The following is a 15,563-nucleotide window of genomic DNA, read 5'->3' on the forward strand; positions in this document are numbered from 1 at the left end:
AAAGGAACATACAATGAGTAACGAAAAGCAGAAAATGACAGTATTTAAAAATGACCGACATGAAGATGTCGCTTCCATCATTTTCGCCGGACTTGTGGTACTTTTCGTGCTTGGCTACATGGCCTTTATTGTGCCAACGGTGAAGGTGAAAGCCAGCCAGGATGGAAAGCTCATTTCCGTAGCGGTAGAAAAAGGCGCTCAAGTCAAAAAGGGAGACACCATATACACCCTCGAAGTTGTTGAAAAAAAATGGAAAGACAACGTGATGGAAGAAAAGGTGGTCACCCGCGACGTGAGCGTAAAAGCCAATGGCAAGGTGCTTGAGGTGCCGGGAAAACCTGGTTCTGCGGTAAAAAAAGGTAAAGATACCATCATCGTACTGGACCATGAAAAGGGCACGTTACCTTAATGATGACAGCAACCCCTCAAAATATCTTGCTGCTCCTTGATGAGGACAGCCCCGCCGCAGCTGAAGCCGTACGTATTGCTGAGGCAAGTTCCGCCCGGCTGACCGCACTTTTTGTGCTGGACGCCACCTGGAACGATTATGTCGGGCATGACTGGCTTTCTGGCAGCGGCTCGCGGGCCGATTTCATCGACTACGTGCAGCAGGAAGAAGAGAGAAGCTCAGTCAAAGCCTTTTCACGCCTTAGAAACCTCGCTGGCGAAGAGATGGAAATCCAGTGCATCATCAAGGCCGGCAATGTGGTGGACGAGGCCAGGCACGAAATGGATAAAGGCTATGACCTTCTTGTGGCCTCCAACCCTTTACAGCGGGGGCTTGAGCGGATCCGTGGCAATATTGCCGCGCTCTGCGATAATGCGCCTTGCCGGATACTGCTTGTACCAGCGGACATTTGATACACCGGCACGCCCCGCCGCATTACGGTGAGGCAGCGCCAAAGCCAAACCCCCGGCATGATGCCTGTCCTCCAGTCGATCTGGGGGCAACAGCATGCCGGGGGTTGCGTATGCGCCTGCAAGACATACCTGCGTCATGAACGCGCCGCAGGCAAGCTACTTCATTGTAAAGCCTTGTCGCGCACGGCCCTGGCCTTGCAGATAATTTCAGGTCGATACTCGAAATGCATGATGTCATACTCGTGCCATTTACCGCCCCAGATGAATCCCGCCCCCTCCATCCTGCTGACAATGGCTGAAGGATAGCTGAACTGAAGAGGATGCGGGCGCATCTTGCTCCAACGCCAGTAAGGAGCGATGCGCGAACTCAAATCCACCGCAATGCCAAACGCATGCGGGCTTAAACGCGACTCCCCCGCTATGCGACGCCACATGAAGCCGCCATCCATTTTAAGAAAAGCCTTCAACTGTGGATCCTCACGCACAGCTTCAACAAGCGCAAGATCAGCCGCAGCCAGAGCCTTTCCCGCTGGGGCTGAAAGACGCAGAGGCTGCCCAAGGAGCTGTACGGGCACAAGCTGCTTGCCCACCTGCGCGGGTGTGCTCCCATAGAGGGCAGTCAAAAGATCATACGAACGCTTTCTGCCGGGTGATACGCCAAGGGGAGTATCTGGCCGCTCGGGGTCAAGGGGATACGGGTCCGCCATGCTGGCGCGAACGTCCACCACCCAGCCATCAGCCGTTTCCGCCACAGTGGTCATACCCTCAAGGGAACCATGCCGGGAATAAAGAACCCGAACCTTGTCCCCAACCAGCAGCCACAGGCCTTCGGCATCGACAACCAGCCCGGTAATCTGCGGATAAGAAGCTTTCAGGCACTGTATGTCCAGGCGAGTGTTCGCGTCCAGATTGTCCAGATCATCCGACACTTCTGTTTTCGGGACAGGGCCACTGTCGCACAATGCGCGGCTGCCAACCGGAGGCGCGACAGCCTCGGGCATTACGACGGCGCTGCCGTCGGCCGGAGTGGGAAAATGGCCGGGACTCCCGGAGCCCTCGCCTGCGGCAACAGGTGAAGCTTCAAACAACGTCAGGCTCAGGCACAAAAAAAAGACCAAGGTTTGCATTACGGTACGTATCATGTCCACAACCTACTCGCGCCGCGCTTGTCAAGGCAAGCGCTTTTGCGTACATCTGCGCCATGCCTACCTGGAAATTTTTTTTGGTCACGTTCGGCTGCAAGGTCAATCAGTACGAAACCCAAGCCCTGCGTGAGGCATGGCAAAACCTTGGCGGCGTGGAATGCTCCACCCCGGCCGAGGCTGAAGTTGTCTGCGTCAACAGCTGCGCCATCACATCCAAGGGTGAGAGAGACGCCCGCAATGCCGTTTTTCGTCTGCGGCGCGAAGCGCCGAAGGCCCGCCTTATTCTTACAGGCTGCGCGGCGCGCCTGTTTGCCGATTACAAACCGCGCCCCGGAGCGACATGGGCAGCCCCTGACCTTCTCATCGCGCAGGAGCATAAAGACGTCCTGCTGCAAGGGCCGTGGGTTACCCCTCCTGTCGGGCTGCACAGCCTGACGCCGCATGTGGAGCGCCCGGATGACGCCTCCCCCACAGGAGCGGATACTAAGCCCGCCTCGGTGATTCCAGCTCCTGCCCCCGTCACTGAGGGAAAAACCAGCCAGCCTGCGCAGCCACAGGCATTTCCGCCATTTGCCATTTCCACCTTCAAACGCGCCCGTCCCGTGCTCAAGGTGCAGGACGGCTGCGCCCACCGGTGCACCTACTGTATCGTGCCCCTGACACGAGGGCGGCCCCACAGCCGCCCGGCGGATGATATCATTGCCGAAGCCCGGCGACTGCTTGAAGCCGGACATGTTGAAGTCATGATTTCCGGCATCAATCTTGGCCAGTATGGCCGTGGCAACGAGCACATGGGGGACTTCTGGAATCTTTTACGCACGGTGGATGCGGCGCTGGCGCCTGAATTCGCCGGTCAGGCGCGTTTTCGCATCAGTTCTCTGGAGCCTGGGCAACTCAACGAACGCGGGCTGGACACCCTGCTCGGCTGTCGCTTGCTGTGCCCACACCTGCATATTTCTCTGCAGCACGGCAGTCAGAGCGTACTAAAACGCATGGGCCGCGGGCATTACAATGCCGCCATGCTGGAAAAAGCCGTAACTTTGCTGGGCGCACATTGGCCTGTCATGGGACTGGGCGCAGATATTATCGCCGGATTTCCCGGTGAAACCGAAGAAGACGTACAGGAACTGCTGGCGCTTATCGAGCGCCTGCCCCTGACGTACGCTCATGTATTCCCCTACTCTCGTCGTCCGGGCACCGCTGCCGAGCGCTTTGACAAGCAGGTGCCCCATGCGCTCAAGCTGGAACGCGCCGCCAGAATCCGCCAGGCCGTCACGCAAAAGCAACGCGCCTTTCTTGAGGCGCAGCTACGGCTCCCGCACATGCTGCTGGCTGCGGACGTTGCGGATGTTTCTGGCACTGCCCTGAACAGGGCCGAAAACGGCGCTGCAAAGACCCTCAAGGGCGTCAATGAGTACTACGCAGCCTGCTTTATGCCCCGTACGCCACAGGTAATGAATGAAAACATACGCTCCGCTGGCGCGCAACCTTGCTCTGGCTTGCTGGCTGTCCGCCCTGTGGCCGTAACGGATAAGGGCTTGCTTGTGGAAGAACTGCCCTTTCCCAATGACCAGACGGCATAGGGCTTTTTCATTTTAAAGTGCTCTATAACAGCAATGAACGTGGGCCCGCCGTGAAGGCTCGCGCGCAATCAGCACTGTTATGAGCTGCTCCAGGCTGGAATGGGCATGCGTCCGTGCAACGTGCCCTATGCGTTGCGACGGCTCATGCGCCCATCAGCGTCTAAACCTGCCGTAAATAATCAGAACAATCATGGCTCCAAGCACGGCAATAAAGAAGCTGGGCAAATTGAAGCCGGTGACTTTTCCAAAACCCAGCGAAGTACCCACAAAACCGCCCACACAGGCCCCCACAATGCCAAGAAGGGAAGTCATGATAAACCCGTCTTCCATCCGACCGGGCATGATGAACCTGGCTATGGCGCCCGCGATTACTCCGAAGATTATCCACAAAATTATGCCCATACTGTCCTCTTTTTGTTGTTTGCCCATGTTGTGGGCCTGCAAGCGCAGCAACAGCTGACTATTTTGGCTCCTGAAGCAGAGTTTCCCAGAAGGCAGACATTCCCGGGGGGCACCACCGCCCGCCGCCACGCCGGAGCATGTAATGCTCAGCGGGCACGGTGCGGCAGCCTTGAGCGTCTCTGGCATCGTATGAGTGACGTCAACCATTGCAGAAATCAGAAAAGATAACCCTTGTGTTGGTGTGATGCCTGAAAGGCGTTTCTCTGCCCCTTCAGAGCAGAACATCCCTTGCACCATACTAGATCAGATGAACTTTGAAATATGCAGCATTTCAAAGTGTCCTTCTTCCGAAAATTTTCTTTTCTACAGAATACACGTCACGTTGCGGAACGCGGCACTCTCGTGCAGCGTTAGAGCATGTAACTTTTTCAGAGCGCAATGCTCTAAAAGACAATAAAGATTTTAGCGGGTCGGGCGTGAAGGAGGAGACCCTTTTGCAAAGGGGCCTCCCCCACTGAGCAGTGTAATGCTCGGGTGCCCTGACGACACGCATGAAAGCGTATGTGGCGTCTGCGCGGCAGAAACGCGCGATGTCAGGCCGGTTGTCGGCTTTGCTCGGGCGGAATGGGCGCGCTGGTGTCCTTGCTATCTTTTTTATCATCAAGTCTTACAACATAAAGATTTCCGGCAAGTTTCCCAGATTTATCCCGTTGCTCATTCCATTCCGCAAAAAAAATGTTTTCGTATGAATCGTACCCTTGTTTGTGCAGTTCGGCTTTCAGCCACGCCTCATCCTTGTCGATCACTTCAAGGGCGGGCTCAAGAACTGCCCCATTGTTGAGCACCACATTGGAAATATGGGGATCTTCCCTTTTTTGCACTGTAAGCTGCCCATTGGGTTCTATCTGGGCATTCCAGATATCTTTCATAGAATGAATGCCCTGCATTCTTATGAGCGTTGCGAAATCGCCAATATCGAGCCCTGCGTCACTAAATTTATCCTGAAGAAACTTCCCCTTGATGACAATGGGGATGGGTGATCCCACTATCATTTTTCGGCCTGATTCTGTCCGCATGCGTAAAGAATTTACTGCAACGATCAGAATTTGCCATATGACGAGAACAAGAATGAACTGTGCGATGCCAATAGCTGGATTGTATATTACGCCACCTATAATTCCGCCCATGACAAAGTTGCCAATAAGGTCAACCGACGTCATTTGCGCAAGCTGGCAACGATTTGTGGTGCGAAAAACAAAGATGAAGGTGGCAAGACCCACGGCGAGTTTGACGGCAATGTTGCCGTAGAGCTGGGCTGACTGCCAGAAAGCTTGGTCCATAGCAGACTCCTGGAGAAAGGAGGTTGAGCGGGAGGGAAAAAAAAGCAGGCGGGAGGGCGGGAATTCTTACCCTAGGGCAAGATTATCGAATGCAGACAGTAATTGCAACTGACAGGCACGACAACGCAGCATGCTGCGTTGTCAGGTCACTTTTGTGCACAACCATCCAATTTGTACTTTTGTCCCTGGCGGGGGCATACGCTGGCACAACTGCTTCTCATCGGCAGAAACGCTTCAATTCGGCTACTGGCGGCATGGCGGATAATGGCACAAGCCGCCTGCGCATCCGCGAATCCACAGCAAGGCCAGGAGACAGCAGCCAGATCAGAGTAACCTTGAAATGCTTCACCTCTCAGTTTGCCATTCTGCCGAAAAATGCGGGCATCGGCAGAATTCACGCCATGTTGCGGCGCGCAGCACACCCCGTGCAGCATTAGAGCATGTTACTTCTTAAAAAGTAACATGCTCTAATAATTGCCTCATGCGGTGGCGTCACCCAGCAGGCGCACCTGTCATGCCTGAGGACTATGACTTGGCGGAGTATCTATGAGGGTACGCCTCCGCAGGGTTTACGGCATGAGCGCCACGGCGCGTACCAGCACCGCCAAACCCAGCTCGCGCGGCCGCCAGACCTCGGGCAAAGTGAACCTGCCCCGAAAAATCGCCTGTATCAGCAAAGCTCTTTGAGCTCAGCGATACATACCCGATTTCTTCCTTCTTTTTTTGCCTGATACAATGCCTCATCTGCGAGCCTGATGACATGCGCCTGCAAAGCGCTGCAGCTGTGCGTCCGCGCCCACGCGGCAAGCAATCCCGCCACCCCAAGGCTGGCGTGCAAATGCACAGTTTTGCCATCGTCAAGGGCCAGGGGAGTGTTTTCTATGGCAGCCCTGATTCTCTCTGCTGCGGCGTACCCTTGTGTGAGATCGGCATTAGAAAAGAAAAAGATAAACTCTTCGCCGCCGTAGCGCCCCATAATATCTGATTGACGCAGGCTGCTTTGAGCCATGTCAGCCACGAATTTCAAGGCCTTGTCGCCCTCTATGTGGCCATGGGTATCATTGAAGACCTTAAAATAGTCGATGTCCAGCAAGCAGAAGCAGCAATCCTTTTTCAGGCCGATGGAACCAACCAGGCTCTCCTGCGTGAGCGCAAAAAAAGAACGGCGGTTAAAGACACCAGTAAGCGGATCATGCTGTGCAAGATACTTGAATTCAGCTTCACTTTTTTTCAGTTTCAGCAGCGTAGCACTACGCCGCTTCACTTCCTCCTGAAGGGAAACGGCAAGGCTTGTCAGAGCTTCTTCTTTTTGCTGCAAAGCCTCGATGGTGGATTCAAGCTGCACCACCATCTTGTTGAACGATGATGAAAAATCACCCATAAAATCCATACGCTGGGTGTAGTCGCCCTTTTCAATCTGCTGCACCTTCCAGGCCATATGCCGCAGGTTGGCCTGCAAAGCCTTGCAGGAACCTGCGACAACCCCTCGCATCTCAATCTGTTGCGAGAGGTCGCCGCAAGCAAAAGAAGCCATTATTTCGCGCAGGGCCAGGATCTTTTCCTGAAACTGAATAAACACCTCATCCCCAGCGAAATCCTCTGGAATTGGCGGAGGATCCATCGCATCGAGCAGTTTTTCGGCATGCTCAAGAACCATGTGGGCAATTTTGATGCGATCAGTATCGCTCATAACAAGCTCTATCCCGGTAAATATCTTGCAAGGTTAGCCCACAGCGTTGGCACTGAACCGGCAGGTTCGCGCGCCTGTGCACCAGCAGTCAACCTCGCGCACTTTAAATTTTTTACCTGTATAACTTTCAAGAATACCCTGAATAAAACCTTCATCATACACACAAATCTGTTCGCTTGTGTCAGGGAGGCCAGAGCAGTCAAGGTCTTCTTCAACATTCAAGGTAAAGGTCATATCTTCCAGGTTGATGGATTCAACTCGAAAAATGCCGATGCCCAGTTCTTTAAACTTTTCTTCAATGGTCTTTACCAGGCAGGAAATATCTTCGGCCTCCAGACAGAATTTGTTGAAAAATTCCCTTCCGGCAATGGCCCCTGCCTTACGGAACATTTCATCTGTCCTTTGGTGCCCAAATTCTTCTTCAAGGACATCACGCAACGTGTATTGCAGCAACCTGTAAACTTCAATGCGTGTTGTTGGTCCAAGGCTTGGCCGCGCAATGGCCAGCTTTTCGCCAATAGTGCTCCAGGAAAAGGTATATTTTCTTTCAGTCGTCATTGGTTGTCATCCCTATAGCATCGCGGATTTTCACGTGGTAACGGTCAATCCTGCTTATTTGTCAAAAAATCTCCGACCCGCCCGACCAGGTCTTCAGAGGGGGTCAACACCTCCTCGCCTTCTTTCCAGGCGGCGGGGCATGCCTGATGAGGATGCTTTTCAACATACACATAGGCCTGCATTTTTCTCATGAGTTCAGCCGCGTTTCGTCCAACATTGTAAAAGTTGATCTCTGAACCAACTAATACGGACTCGGGATTAATGATAAACGTGCCGCGCAAGGCAGTTCCTGCTTCGTGGTCGTAGACGCCAAAAAATTCAGCTATCTCACCGGTTGTGTCAGAAGCCATTTGAAAATTGACGCCGCTGAGCAGCCGCTCGGCCTTGCACCATGCCAGATGCGTAAATTTTGAGTCCGTCGAGATGGAAATAATTTCAACACCCATATCTTTGAGCCGCGTGTAATATTTTCCAATGTCAGCCAACTCTGTGGGGCAGACAAAGGTGAAGTCAGCAGGGTAAAAATAAATAATTACCCATTTGCGCAGCTGGCTATATTCAGAAAAACTGTGTTCTTCAAAGCTGTCAGTTTCCGGGTTATACGTAGAAAAGGTAAAATCTTTTATTTTCTGACCCAGTCTGGCTGAACACAAGCTTTTATTATCATTGGTTTCTTGCATCAGATGATTCCTCACTTACAATCCGTTAGTCGTTGCAACCGGTCTGCGTAAAAAACAGAAACCATGCGTGGTATCCGCACAGATTACCGTTCATATTCGGCAGATGACATTTTTACAAAGGCATTAAAGCGCCAGAAAAACGCGCAGCGCATGGGGTTGCCCTTAAACAGATTGTTTTGTTAGTGGAACAAAATCCCCTGCACAACGCAATATTATCATACTACAGATATGACGATAAAAACAATCTAATAGTCACACTTGTTGCCAAAGCAACAAGCAATTCGTAACAAACCGCAATCACAGCGAGAAATACCGCATACTCCGGAGCAGGCACTCGCGATGTTCAATAGAAAATTGATACTGCTTTTGACAAACTCTTTGGCTCTACAAAATTTATGACGGACCATTTTTGAGGGAGTCATTGGGTGTTGCAACGATTGCAGCAAATTTGGCCAGAGGGCAAACAGCATGCCGGTTTATTTTTTAAGCGCAGTAAGCGCCTGCAACCGCAACAAACATTTTACAAGCTGAACGAGTATTTTAAAAGAGCCCAATAATACTCAAAGATAGCAACTGGCTGACGCAACAAGCTATTTTTTAACATATCTTTTTATGGGTTGAAAAAGTTCTGCAAGGCATCCTTAAGCTAAAGGCCAGCCTCGCAGTCGGCGCGGCTTACGCCAGGCGGCCTACCTTCCTTATTGCGCACCAGCCGTTCCCAAGCTCTTGCGCACTTACCATTCAGATAATCACACCATACATAATTACAAGTAAATCTATATAAAAAATTGCAGCAATCCTCTGCTCGCCGCGCGCCGCAACCAAAACAACCACCGTAAGAAGCAGGTATGGTCAAATACCCTACGGCAGGCATTCTGCCGCCAAACACTTAGCGCACGGCCAAGCCAGCACGCGGCAAGCCTTAGCAACCGATATGCTTATCTTATTGCATTACAGCGTGCAGCGCCCACACGCAAAAAACTGGGGTTTTCTGACGCTGTTTTACTATGAAGCCGCACAACGTCTGCACGCAGACAGCCGCCGTAATATTACAAGTACATCCTGTCTGTGCTGCCGCACGCCAAGGCCGCGCACATAACAGGCATGTCGTATGCCTTGAGCATATATATTCTCAAATGTACTTCAGCTTAAAGCAATTTTTGCATATATGCATCAGGGCATATTGATAAATTTCATATTCAGCAATAATCACTGACTTTTTTTCTCGCCACTGCTCTGAGGCTGGATCAGTTTTCCCTCATTATTGCAAAGCCCGACCAGAACCGTTTTTCCATTCATGGCTATCTTGAACTGGCCGAAGCGGGCATTTTCATAACGTCGCGCGGATCCTTCCTGAAAATAATAGGCAGTGGCCGCAGTTATGACCCTGCGCCCGCGAAGCTTGTAGGCCAGATAGAGTTCATCGTCCCGCAAGGGGCTGCCATCGTCCAGTCTGACAAAGTCCGCCACCTGCGGCACAGGCTCACTGCGCACCCGCAGCACAGCAAGGCCTTCAGCCCCGTCATCCACCCTGCCGGGCGCAGCTTTCGCCTCATGCAGCGCATTGCGAATGCGATCATTCACCGTATACCTGAGGTCCATATAGTCACCCATGAGCAAGGCACGCGGGTCAACAGGCGCAAGAGGCAGCAGGATTGTTTTGCCCTCAGCAAGAACTGTTTCCATCCGCTGAACAGACACGGCGTAACCAGCAAAAAACAGCCCCAGTACAAGCAGGATATAGAGCTTACGCACGGCCCGCCTCCTCTATGGATGATTTTGTCTGCCAGACCCGCAGAACCAGGGCAAGCAGCAGCAAAACAAGTCCTGATACAACGAGATAGGTGGACTTGGCGGAAAAAGGAACCGCAAGATTGTAATAATAAAAAATCATGTACGCAAAAAAGTACACCAACACTGCTCCCTGCATGACAACATTGCCCATCTGCCTGGCCATAACGAGCCCAAGAAGCGCTAAAGCCGCCCCCGGCAAATACCACCCAAGCACAAAAAGCAAGGGCACACTGGCCATGCCCGCCACTCGTGCGGTCAAGCTCTGCTTTCTTGTTAAAAAAAAGATCAGAACCGTCACCCCTGCGGCTGCTCCCAAGCCCATGCCCCCTGATCCCCAGAGCGGCAGATCCAAAAGACCACCGAGACCGTAGGACAAGCCAAGGCTCCATATCTGGATCATAAGCATGCCCGTATATGCGCCAAAAAACCATGCGTCAGCAGTTTGCCCGCGCATACTGCCGCGCCATCGTTTTTCTTGCAGGCAAAAATATACAAGGCCCAGGCACAACAAAATCCACCAAACCCGAGGCAACAAGAGAGCGATATCAAGCCTTGCTGAGTCCGCAAAACCGCCCCTCGCGCTTGTATAAATAAAATATGAAATGCCCTGGGCCACGCAGCCCACAATGCCGATGGCCGACAAAAACGTGTACGCGACGTTGCGCATAAAAACGCTGATGACGGCAAGCGCCGCAGCAAGCACAAAACAAGCAAGCATCACACTGTTGAGGCTGAGAAACAGCGCGATGGCGATTCCAGACGTACCCGCGATTGCCAGCGCGAAGCCAAAATGCCGTGAAAACAGCGTGTTGCCAGCCAGCATGGTTCGCCCCAAAAGCAGCACCGGCACAGAAACAATAAAGATGGTCAATTCTTCATGTGAACTGATATTCAGCGTTTCGAACAGCAACAATCCCAAAAAGCACATAAAAAGAACGGCTGCCAGCCAACCGCCCAAGGCCAGCAACAGCTTGATATACCAGGGCGAGTACGGTTCTTTCGCGTCAGCTATGGGATCGTCGCGCAGCGCCTCGCCATAAGCCTGAAGATTCTCCCACAGCATCTGCCATGAAACGCCGGGGCGGGCACGCCCCAAAAACGATGGCAACTGGATGATACGCGAGGCTTTTTTGCCTTCTTCCGTCGACATGGCTTTTTGCAGGTGCAGTAAAATCTTCGCCAGCCCTGCCGTAAGGCCTGTAACAAACAGGCCCCAGAACAAAAAAGCGGTAACAACCCCAAGATCAAAAAACAACCCGGCCTCGGCCAGGACAGCAAGCAAAACAGCCGTCCCTGCCCCGAGCAGTGTCGCCAGCATAAAGAGGTCGGGCTCTTTTTTCCGGTACCACCACCAGGCAAACCCGGCCATTGCCACGGCAAAATAGGGGACAATCTGGTGCGGCAGCCACAATTGCCACGCATCTGTCCAGTTGTATGACTCAAAAATGCCTGCAATCAGGTAGCATGCCGTTCGGGCTGCTAAGTCAAGAAAAAGCAGCCTGGGGAGCCACCGCGACCGCAACCAGCTCTGCGCGTCTTTTTGCCCTGCCCTTTGTGCCGCCCATTCCCAAAGAAGTATGGCGCACGCAATGGCCACCAGCCATTCAGGAATCGCAAAAAAATGGCTGAAGGCGTCAAAGGGTGATGTAAGGTTACGCCCAAGCCACAACGCGGCAAATACATTGCCCGAAAGCCAGGCGGCAAACCACAGGCCAGCCTGTTTGCCAGCGATCGCAAGCGCAACCAGCAACACCGTCCATACCCTGAACAGTTCCCAGAGTTCCGCTCCCGTCTGGTAGGTCTGACCGAATACGGCCAGCAATGGCCCCATTGCCACGCCACAGGCCAGCAATAAAGCCTGTCCCGGGCGCGAATCCGGCCCCACGGCCACAGCCCCGATGCCCGCGCCAGCCACAATCACCCCCACAAGCGTCATGCGCGCAAAGGGCTGCATGTCGTCCCAGTTCCAGGCGATGAAGCAGATGATTCCCGCCAGAAAAAAAAGCACTCCACCAAGCAGAAACACCTGACGCCAGTAGGTCAGCCAAGCCCTGCCGTCTGGCCGGAAACCGCAAAAATCAAGAGCCTGAGACCAAGCTGCAGGTGAAATGCGGCCCGAATCACATAAATGACTCAGGGAATTGCGTGACAGAGGCGGTAAGGAGTCTTTGGAGCTGGAGGCGTGTTCTGGGGATTGTATATTCATATCCGCGTATGAAGAAGCGTCTGTTTTGTTCATTATCTATTCTCTTTCATTGATAAAATCCTTGATAAACCTGTTGCGCATGCTGGTTTTTCGCCTATTTTATAGCATAATATGGGCAAATGGCGAGCATATTCAGCACAGCCAATCAACTATACAAATATACGTACATATATTGGAATAAAAAAACAACGCGCCGTTTAAAAGCAAAAAAGCGGGGCCTGAACCCCGCTTTTTTGTAATGTCATCATGACATACGTCAGCTGAAATAGCCGCTCTGGCGCATAAGCTCCTGGCCGTTGGCGAGTGAGGGCAACAGGGTAACAACCATGATAAAATAGTGTATGGCCACAATGCGGAACGAATATTTCGGCAAAACAAAGATGAAGATAAAACAGATGGCGGCAATGGCGAAAACCAGAATGTTGGCCTCCTGCGACCCCCATGCGATGCCCGCAAGCCCGATGAGCGCATAGACGCCCCAGGCTAGGGCCATAGCGCTGAGAAAGAGCGCGTTAAAGCGTGGCTGCTTTCTCCAGCATTCAAGATAGTCAGCTATCATCTATTTTCCCGTATTGGCCACAGGGCCAAGCTGGCTTCCGATGGCAATGCTCGCGGCGATGTTACGGGCCGCAGTGCGCAGGTTGTTCTCCCCTGCCTCCAGAGCTTCGGCAATGGTGCACGGGCTGGAAAGAATGCTGAACACCGCGTCAATGCCGTGCCCATGCACAACAGCAGCATCATGACGCAACGAACCGCCGATGGCGATGACAGGCTTGCCGTGGAGCTTGGCAACGCGGGCGACGCCTACAGGGGCCTTGCCAAAGGCCGTTTGCCCGTCGATCCGGCCTTCGCCGGTTATGACGAGATCAGCGTCACGCACTACAGCGTCTAGCCCCACAGCCTCGGTCACAATTTCGCTTCCAGGGCGCAAACGCCCCCCAAGAAAGGCGTACATGCCGCCGCCCATGCCCCCGGCAGCGCCAGCGCCAGGTATTTCGGACATATCCACGCCGAGGTCGCGAAGCGTGATTTCGGCAAAATTTCTGAGGTAGCCGTCAAGCTGCTGCACCAGTTCCGGCGTTGCGCCTTTTTGCGGGCCAAAGATGGCCGACGCGCCGCGCGGGCCGCACAGGGGATTGTCCACATCGCAGGCCACGTCAATGACGCAGTCTTTCAGCCGCTCGTCAAAAGTAGACATATCGATGCGGGCCAGTCTGCCAAGACCGAGCCCTGTGGCTTCGATTTCCTGCCCGTCGGCATCCAGCAGCCGTACGCCAAGGGCCTGAAGCATGCCGGCTCCGCCTTCGTTGGTGGCGCTGCCGCCAATGCCAAGAATAAATTTGCGGGCTCCGGCGTCGAGAGCGGCGCGGATAAGCTCGCCCGTGCCGTAGCTTGTGGTTTTCAAGGGGTTGCGTTTTTCTGGCGGCACAAGGCCCAGTCCGCTGGCAGTGGCCATTTCGATGACAGCCGTGCTGCCGTCGCCCGTAAGACCGTAAAAGGCCTCTACCGGTTCGCCGAGGGGGCCTTTGACCGTCACGGCGACACGCTGGCCGCCAGTGGCCTCGACCATGGCCTCCACTGTGCCCTCGCCGCCGTCGGCCACAGGAACCTTGACGTAGTCTGCATGCGGAAACACTTCTCGAAAGCCCAACTCAATGAACGTGGCTACCTGCAGGGCTGACAGGCACTCCTTGTACGAGTCCGGCGCAATGACAATTTTCATGAAATGCTCCTTGTGGATGACGCTGACGTTCAGCCAGGATTCAGTACGTCAGAACAATATAGAAATGGGGGTAACGGCTCCGGGCCGGGAAGGCAAGCTCCCCGGCCCGGACTGCCGCAAAGGCTAAAGGAACATTTGCAGCAGAAGCGTGCCGCCAAGACCAAGCACAGCCGCAATGGTGGTACCGGCCGTATAGGTCGCATACATCGAGCCCATGGGGATGCCAAGCGACTCCTTGACGAACCAGAAGCCGGAGTCCGTCACGTGCGAAGCGCCGATGGCGCCAGCGCCGATAACAATGGCCATAAGGGCCGGATCAAGGCTGGGATTGGCGCCGAGCACAGGCAGGATAAGCCCCGCCGCGGTCATCATGGCCACAGTGGCGCTGCCCAGGGCAAAGCGCAAGGTGATGGCGATAACCCAGGCGAGGATCAGGGGGCTGATGTGGATGCTGGTAAGCACCTGCTTGAGCACAAGCCCCACGCCGCTGTCGGTGATGATCTGGTTAAGCGCGCCAGCCGCGCCGATGACGAGCATGATGGAGGCCAGGGGAGCCATACCGGCTTCGCTGAAACGTCCCAGCTGATCCCAGGTGAAACCACGGCCAAGGCCCAACACAAAGTAGGCCACCACCGCCGAGATAAACAGGGCGATCATGGGCGTGCCGATAAAGTTCACATAGGTCATGTAGGAAGGCGGATTCTGCTTGTCGATGCTCAGTTCCACGACGGTTTTGGCGATCATGAGCAGCAGGGGCAGCAACACCACGAAGAGGGTTCTGCCGAAGGGCGGCAGTTCCGATTCTTTGCGGGGTTCGGTGCCGGCGTACGCGCCGGTCAGGGGAACGGCGGGCAGGCGCTTGGCAATGAACTTGCCATACATGGGCCCGGCAACGCAGGCGGCGGGCAGCCCCACAAGAAGGCCAAAGAAGATGACCTTGCCCACATCAGCCTTGAGCAGGTCGGTGACCGCCATGGCCGCAGGGTGCGGCGGCACGATGCAGTGAACCGTGGTCAGGGCCACCACAAGCGCCATGCCCACCTGGATGAGGGGCAGCTTGGATTCCTTGACAATGGAGAACATGAGAGGCGTCAGCAGAATGATGCCCACCTGAAGAAACACAGGGATGCCGCACACGTAACCGACAATCATCATGGCCCAGTGCGCCCTGGACTGCCCAAGAATGCGAATGAGCGTCCGCGCCAGCCTTTCGGCTGCGCCCGAAACTTCCATAAGCTTGCCGAGGATGGCCCCAAGGGCAAGAATCGGCGCAAGAAAACCCAGGGTTTTTCCAAGGCCGCCTTCAAAGGCCACGACAATTTTCGCCAATTCCATATTGTGCGTCAGCGCGAGGAACAGGCTTGCGGTTGTAAGGGAAACAAATGCATGAATTTTGAACCAGATACACAGCACAATAACTATGGCAATGGCAATGGCCAGCATTGTCATTGAATAGCCAATACCAAAGGCTTGGGCGGTTCCCATCATCAGTCTCCAGACAGGTGTTACGGTGAAAAGCCGGAGCAACCGGCCTCAAAAACTCCCAAAGAGCCCCCAACCCTCAAGGGGCTCTTTTTACGG

At 54.0% G+C, this 15,563-nt stretch carries 15 protein-coding genes; 4 read left to right on the forward strand and 11 right to left on the reverse strand.

The annotated features are described in order from the left end of the window. The first annotated feature begins 13 nt into the window (after positions 1–13). Both BCS36_RS03555 and BCS36_RS03560 read left to right on the forward strand, forming a co-directional pair. On the forward strand, positions 14–409 hold the full coding sequence (locus BCS36_RS03555; RefSeq protein ID WP_291301536.1) for a biotin/lipoyl-binding protein: 396 nt from the start codon (positions 14–16) through the stop codon (positions 407–409). A gap of 26 nt (positions 410–435) precedes the next feature. Then, positions 436–861: a universal stress protein gene (locus BCS36_RS03560; RefSeq protein WP_291301537.1), complete on the forward strand. Its 426-nt coding sequence runs from the start codon at positions 436–438 to the stop codon at positions 859–861. Positions 862–1,022: 161 nt separating this feature from the next. Here the strand turns inward: BCS36_RS03560 and BCS36_RS03565 are convergent, their stop codons facing one another. Continuing rightward, positions 1,023–2,003 carry a M15 family metallopeptidase gene (locus tag BCS36_RS03565; RefSeq protein ID WP_291301538.1) on the reverse strand — a complete coding sequence of 327 codons (981 nt, stop codon included), beginning with the start codon at positions 2,001–2,003 and terminating at the stop codon, positions 1,023–1,025. A gap of 59 nt (positions 2,004–2,062) precedes the next feature. On the opposite strand from BCS36_RS03565, the gene BCS36_RS03570 reads away from it, so the two are divergent. After that, on the forward strand, positions 2,063–3,589 hold the full coding sequence (locus tag BCS36_RS03570; RefSeq protein ID WP_291301539.1) for a MiaB/RimO family radical SAM methylthiotransferase: 1,527 nt from the start codon (positions 2,063–2,065) through the stop codon (positions 3,587–3,589). A 153-nt stretch (positions 3,590–3,742) separates the two neighbouring features. Here the strand turns inward: BCS36_RS03570 and BCS36_RS14145 are convergent, their stop codons facing one another. Both BCS36_RS14145 and BCS36_RS03580 read right to left on the reverse strand, forming a co-directional pair. Continuing rightward, positions 3,743–4,288, reverse strand: coding sequence for a GlsB/YeaQ/YmgE family stress response membrane protein (locus tag BCS36_RS14145; protein WP_367209154.1), 546 nt, complete (start codon positions 4,286–4,288; stop codon positions 3,743–3,745). A 296-nt stretch (positions 4,289–4,584) separates the two neighbouring features. Further along, complete coding sequence (locus tag BCS36_RS03580; RefSeq protein ID WP_291301540.1) at positions 4,585–5,331, reverse strand: DUF421 domain-containing protein; 747 nt, start codon at positions 5,329–5,331, stop codon at positions 4,585–4,587. Between the two features lie 546 nt (positions 5,332–5,877). On the opposite strand from BCS36_RS03580, the gene BCS36_RS03585 reads away from it, so the two are divergent. Further along, on the forward strand, positions 5,878–6,018 hold the full coding sequence (locus BCS36_RS03585; protein WP_291301541.1) for a hypothetical protein: 141 nt from the start codon (positions 5,878–5,880) through the stop codon (positions 6,016–6,018). Here the strand turns inward: BCS36_RS03585 and BCS36_RS03590 are convergent. The 8 genes from BCS36_RS03590 to BCS36_RS03625 form a co-directional block, all read right to left on the reverse strand. Then, positions 6,002–6,988: a GGDEF domain-containing protein gene (locus BCS36_RS03590; RefSeq protein WP_291301542.1), complete on the reverse strand. Its 987-nt coding sequence runs from the start codon at positions 6,986–6,988 to the stop codon at positions 6,002–6,004. The genes BCS36_RS03585 and BCS36_RS03590 overlap by 17 nt on opposite strands. Before the next feature lie 66 nt (positions 6,989–7,054). Continuing rightward, positions 7,055–7,579, reverse strand: coding sequence for a V4R domain-containing protein (locus BCS36_RS03595; RefSeq protein WP_291301543.1), 525 nt, complete (start codon positions 7,577–7,579; stop codon positions 7,055–7,057). Between the two features lie 44 nt (positions 7,580–7,623). After that, positions 7,624–8,259 carry a peroxiredoxin gene (locus BCS36_RS03600; RefSeq protein ID WP_291301544.1) on the reverse strand — a complete coding sequence of 212 codons (636 nt, stop codon included), beginning with the start codon at positions 8,257–8,259 and terminating at the stop codon, positions 7,624–7,626. A gap of 1,209 nt (positions 8,260–9,468) precedes the next feature. After that, entirely contained in the window at positions 9,469–10,014 is a 546-nt protein-coding gene (locus BCS36_RS03605) for a GDYXXLXY domain-containing protein (RefSeq protein WP_291301545.1), read from the reverse strand. Then, complete coding sequence (locus BCS36_RS03610) at positions 10,007–12,259, reverse strand: DUF4401 domain-containing protein (protein WP_291301546.1); 2,253 nt, start codon at positions 12,257–12,259, stop codon at positions 10,007–10,009. Before BCS36_RS03610 ends, BCS36_RS03605 begins: the two co-directional genes overlap by 8 nt. A 256-nt stretch (positions 12,260–12,515) precedes the next feature. Then, positions 12,516–12,818, reverse strand: a complete 303-nt coding sequence (locus BCS36_RS03615; RefSeq protein WP_291301547.1) for a hypothetical protein — start codon at positions 12,816–12,818, stop codon at positions 12,516–12,518. Next, entirely contained in the window at positions 12,819–13,982 is a 1,164-nt protein-coding gene (locus tag BCS36_RS03620) for a glycerate kinase (RefSeq protein ID WP_291301548.1), read from the reverse strand. Positions 13,983–14,105: 123 nt separating this feature from the next. After that, positions 14,106–15,470, reverse strand: a complete 1,365-nt coding sequence (locus tag BCS36_RS03625) for a gluconate:H+ symporter (protein ID WP_291301549.1) — start codon at positions 15,468–15,470, stop codon at positions 14,106–14,108. Positions 15,471–15,563 lie beyond the last annotated feature (93 nt).

The organism is Desulfovibrio sp. MES5, assembly GCF_002237645.1.
Classification (GTDB): Bacteria; Desulfobacterota; Desulfovibrionia; order Desulfovibrionales; family Desulfovibrionaceae; genus Desulfovibrio.